This window comes from Pseudomonas sp. AF03-9 (assembly GCF_020515815.1).
Taxonomy (GTDB): Bacteria; Pseudomonadota; Gammaproteobacteria; order Pseudomonadales; family Pseudomonadaceae; genus Aquipseudomonas.
In genome coordinates, this window is record NZ_JAHPJF010000045.1 from 1 (window position 1) to 4,634 (window position 4,634).

Consider the following 4,634-nt stretch of genomic DNA (forward strand, 5'->3'; position numbering starts at 1 on the left):
CGGGGGAGGCGGCACTATCCCAGGCACTACGCCCCGCCCGCCAGGAAGCGCTCCCGTGTTGACCAGTTCGACCACAGTCAGTGCCTACAATCCTTACCTGCAAGGCATAGCAACGCCCTACTCAACCATCTGGTTCTATAACGCCAGCGGCAGCATCTTTCATGGCCAGGCACAGGCAGATGCGTCGGGTAATTGGAGCTTGACACTCAATCCACCGCTACAGCCCGACGCACAAGGCAACGCCTTGATCCAGTTTGCCGAATACAACACGGCAAACCAGCCTGTCTCCGGTTGGGCTACCTATACACTGAGGGTCATCTAGACCATTTCTGCGTTCGTGCTACCTACGGGGCGAACCAACTTTCTACTTCGCCCCGTCACCTCGCTCTACGCGCAACGGCTCATCCTCGTTATACTTGCCGGCTTTCCTGAATAAATGCCAACTAGGGTCCCGCCGCGCATGGATAAGACCTACCAGCCGCACGCTATCGAAACTTCCTGGTACAACACCTGGGAATCCGAGAATTATTTCGCCCCGCAAGGCGCGGGCGATTCCTACACCATCATGATCCCGCCACCGAACGTCACTGGCAGCCTGCACATGGGCCATGGCTTCAACAATGCGATCATGGATGCGTTGATCCGTTTCCGCCGCATGCAGGGCCGCAACACCCTGTGGCAGCCGGGCACCGACCACGCCGGTATCGCCACGCAGATGCTGGTGGAACGCCAACTCGAAGCCACCGGCCAGAGCCGTCACGACCTGGGGCGCGAGAAATTCCTGGAAAAAGTCTGGGAATGGAAAGACCAGTCCGGCGGCAACATCAGCCGTCAGATCCGTCGCCTGGGTTCGTCCGTAGACTGGAGCCGCGAGCGCTTCACCATGGACGACGGCCTGTCGGAAGCCGTGAAAGAAGCCTTTGTGCGCCTGCATGAAGACGGCCTGATCTACCGCGGCAAACGCCTGGTCAACTGGGACACCAAGCTGCACACGGCGATTTCCGACCTCGAAGTGGAAAACCACGACGAAAAAGGCTTCCTGTGGAACCTCAAGTACCCCCTGGCTGACGGTGCCAAGACCGCCGAGGGCAACGACTACCTGATCGTCGCCACCACCCGTCCGGAAACCATGCTCGGCGACGCCGCCGTGGCCGTTAACCCGAACGATGAGCGCTACCAGGCACTGATCGGCAAGTTCGTCGAGCTGCCGCTGGTTGGCCGCCGCATCCCGATCATCGCGGACGACTACTGCGACCCGGAATTCGGCACCGGCTGTGTGAAAATCACCCCGGCCCACGATTTCAACGACTACGAAGTCGGCAAGCGCCACAACCTGCCGCTGCTGAACATCTTCGACAAAAACGCCGCCGTATTGCCGGCCTGCCAGGTGTTCAACCTGGATGGCACGTTGAACGACAGCATCGACGGCAAGATCCCGGCCGAATACGCCGGTCTCGACCGTTTCGAAGCGCGCAAGCAGATCGTTGCCGCCTTCGACGCTGCCGGCCTGCTGGTCAGCGTTGACGACCACGGCCTGAAAGTGCCGAAGGGCGACCGCTCCGGCACCATCATCGAGCCGTGGCTGACCGACCAGTGGTACGTGTCCACCAAGCCGTTGGCCGAGCCTGCGATTGCTGCCGTGGAAGATGGCCGCATCCAGTTCGTGCCGAAACAGTACGAAAACATGTACTTCTCGTGGATGCGCGACATCCAGGATTGGTGCATCAGCCGTCAACTGTGGTGGGGCCACCGTATTCCGGCCTGGTACGACGAGTCGGGCAAGGTCTATGTAGGCCGCGACGAAGCCGAAGTGCGTGCCAAGCACAACCTCGGTGCCGACGTTGCGCTGCAACAGGACAACGACGTGCTGGACACCTGGTTCAGCTCGGGCCTGTGGACGTTCTCCACCCTGGGCTGGCCGCAACAGACCGAATTCCTGAAGAAATTCCACTCCACCGACGTGCTGGTCACCGGCTTCGACATCATTTTCTTCTGGGTCGCCCGGATGATCATGCTGACCATGCACCTGGTGAAGAACGAGGACGGCACGCCACAGGTTCCGTTCAAGACCGTGTACGTGCACGGCCTGGTGCGTGACGGCCAGGGCCAGAAGATGTCCAAGTCCAAGGGCAACGTCCTGGACCCGTTGGACATCATCGACGGTATCGACCTGGAAACCCTGGTACAAAAACGTACCTCGGGCCTGATGCAGCCGAAACTGGCGAAGAAGATCGAGAAGCAGACCCGCGACGAGTTCGCCGACGGCATCGCCAGCTATGGCACCGACGCCCTGCGCTTCACCTTCTGCTCGCTGGCGTCCACCGGTCGCGACATCAAGTTCGACATGGGCCGCGTCGAAGGCTATCGCAACTTCTGCAACAAGATCTGGAACGCCGCGCGCTACGTGCTGGACAAAGGCGAAGACTGCGGCCAGAACGGCGAAGCCGTCGAACTGTCCCTGGCGGATCGCTGGATCATCTCGCAATTGCAGCGCACCGAAGCCGAAGTGACCCGCCAACTCGACCAGTTCCGTTTCGACCTGGCCGCACAAGCCTTGTACGAGTTCATCTGGAACCAGTACTGCGACTGGTACCTGGAACTGTCCAAGCCTGTGCTGTGGGACGAAAACGCGCCGATCGAACGTCAGCGTGGCACCCGTCGCACCCTGGTGCGCGTGCTGGAAGTGGCCCTGCGCCTGGCGCATCCGTTCATGCCGTTCATCACCGAAGAAATCTGGCAGCGCCTCGCGCCGCTGGCCGGTATCGAAGGCAAGACCATCATGCTGCAACCTTGGCCGGTGGCCAACGAAGCGCGCATCGATGAGGCGGCCGAAAGCGATATCGAATGGCTCAAGACCCTGATGCTCGGCACGCGCAACATCCGCGCCGAGATGAACATCGGGCCGGGCAAGCCATTGGCGGTGTTTGTGAAGAACGCCAGTGCCGAAGACCAGCGTCGTCTCGCCGAAAACGATGCGCTGCTCAAGAAGCTGGCGAAGCTGGAGTCGATCACGGTATTGGCTACCGACGCCGAAGCGCCGCTGTCCGCCACCGCACTGGTCGGCGAGATGGAAGTGCTGGTGCCGATGGCTGGCCTGATCGACAAGGACGCGGAACTGGCTCGACTCGACAAGGAAATTGCGCGCCTGCAAGGCGAAGTGCAGCGTGTGGGCGGCAAGCTGTCCAACGCGGCGTTCGTCGACAAGGCACCGGCCGAAGTGATCGACAAAGAACGCGCCAAGTTGGCCGAGGCTGAACAGGCCCTGGGCAAGCTGGCGGAGCAACATGCGCGGATTTCCAGCCTGTAAGGTGGATTCCATGTAGAAAAGAGGCCTTCGGGCCTCTTTTTTTTGGCCTGAAAACCCAATCGATGTGGGAGCGGGCTTGCTCGCGAATGCAGTGTGTCAGGCACTGCATCTGTTTCTGATGTACCGCATTCGCGAGCAAGCCCGCTCCCACATTTAACCGAGTTCACCCTGAGAATGTGTGACAATGCCCGTCACTTTGAGCCAACACCAGAATCATCATGACCGCCCCCAGCACACCCAAGCCTGCACGCAAGAAGCCTAAAACCGCCGCCACGGCCAAGCCCGTCGCGCCGCGCAAAGAGGCTACCCTGCACCCGCGCAACCGCCACACAGGCCGTTACGACTTCCCGGCGCTGATCAAGACCACGCCGGAACTGGCGAAATTCGTGATCATCAATCCGTATGGCAAAGAGAGCATCGACTTCGCCAGCCCGGATGCGGTGCGGGTGTTCAACCGGGCGCTGCTCAAATCCTTCTATGGCATCCAGCATTGGGACATCCCGGCCGATTACCTGTGCCCGCCGGTGCCGGGGCGTGCGGACTACGTGCACTTCCTCGCCGACCTGTTGGCCAGCAACAACGACGGCAAGGTCCCGCGCGGCTCGATCATCAAGGTGCTGGACATCGGCATGGGCGCCAACTGCGTCTATCCGCTGATTGGCTACATGGAGTACCGCTGGACCTTCCTTGGCTCGGAGGTCGACCCTACCGCCGTGGCCGCCGCCAAGGCCATCGTGCAGTCCAACGACTTGAGCAAGGTCATCCAACTGCGCCAGCAACCCAACCCCAAGCAGATCCTGCTGGGCTTGCTGGAGCCGGGTGAGCGTTTTGACCTGACCATGTGCAACCCGCCGTTCCACGCGTCCATGGACGAAGCCACCAAGGGCAGCGAGCGTAAATGGCGCGCCCTGGGCAAGGCCGATCCCAAGCGCAAGTTGCCGGTACTGAATTTCGGTGGCCAATCGGCCGAATTGTGGTGTGAAGGCGGCGAAGCGCGTTTTGTGACGCAGTTGATCGCCGAGAGTGCGCATTTTGCCCACAAGGTGTTGTGGTTCAGCACCCTGGTGTCAAAGGCGTCGAACCTGCCTGCCATCGAGACCGCGCTGAAAAAAGCCGGGGTGCTGGAAAGCCAGGTAGTGGAGATGTCCCAGGGGCAAAAGCAAAGCCGCTTTGTGGCCTGGACCTTCCAGACCAAGAACGAGCAGCAGATCTGGCGCCAGCGCTGGGCCCGCGACTAACTGTAGTGAGCGGGCTTGCCCCGCGCTGGGTGGCGAAGCCGCCCTAAAACGGTCTGCCGCGGTGTGTCAGGAAAACCGAGGTGACGGGA

3 protein-coding genes are annotated in these 4,634 nt (G+C 61.0%); all 3 read left to right on the forward strand.

From position 1 onward, the window contains the following. Window positions 1-55 precede the first annotated feature (55 nt). The 3 genes from LIY36_RS27475 to rlmF all read left to right on the forward strand — a co-directional run bounded on the left by LIY36_RS27475 (window position 56) and on the right by rlmF (window position 4,545). Window positions 56-322, forward strand: coding sequence for a hypothetical protein (locus LIY36_RS27475; RefSeq protein ID WP_226457838.1), 267 nt, complete (start codon window positions 56-58; stop codon window positions 320-322). Between the two features lie 138 nt (window positions 323-460). After that, window positions 461-3,307, forward strand: coding sequence for a valine--tRNA ligase (locus LIY36_RS27480; RefSeq protein WP_226457839.1), 2,847 nt, complete (start codon window positions 461-463; stop codon window positions 3,305-3,307). Window positions 3,308-3,525: 218 nt separating this feature from the next. Continuing rightward, entirely contained in the window at window positions 3,526-4,545 is a 1,020-nt protein-coding gene (rlmF, locus tag LIY36_RS27485) for a 23S rRNA (adenine(1618)-N(6))-methyltransferase RlmF (RefSeq protein WP_192297455.1), read from the forward strand. Window positions 4,546-4,634: the final 89 nt, after the last annotated feature.

What these genes read in the sequence shown, in the direction of transcription:
- rlmF (WP_192297455.1), top strand. Translation starts at nt 3,526, where the DNA reads ATGACCGCCCCCAGCACACCCAAGCCTGCACGCAAGAAGCCTAAAACC.
- LIY36_RS27480 (WP_226457839.1), top strand. Translation starts at nt 461, where the DNA reads ATGGATAAGACCTACCAGCCGCACGCTATCGAAACTTCCTGGTACAAC.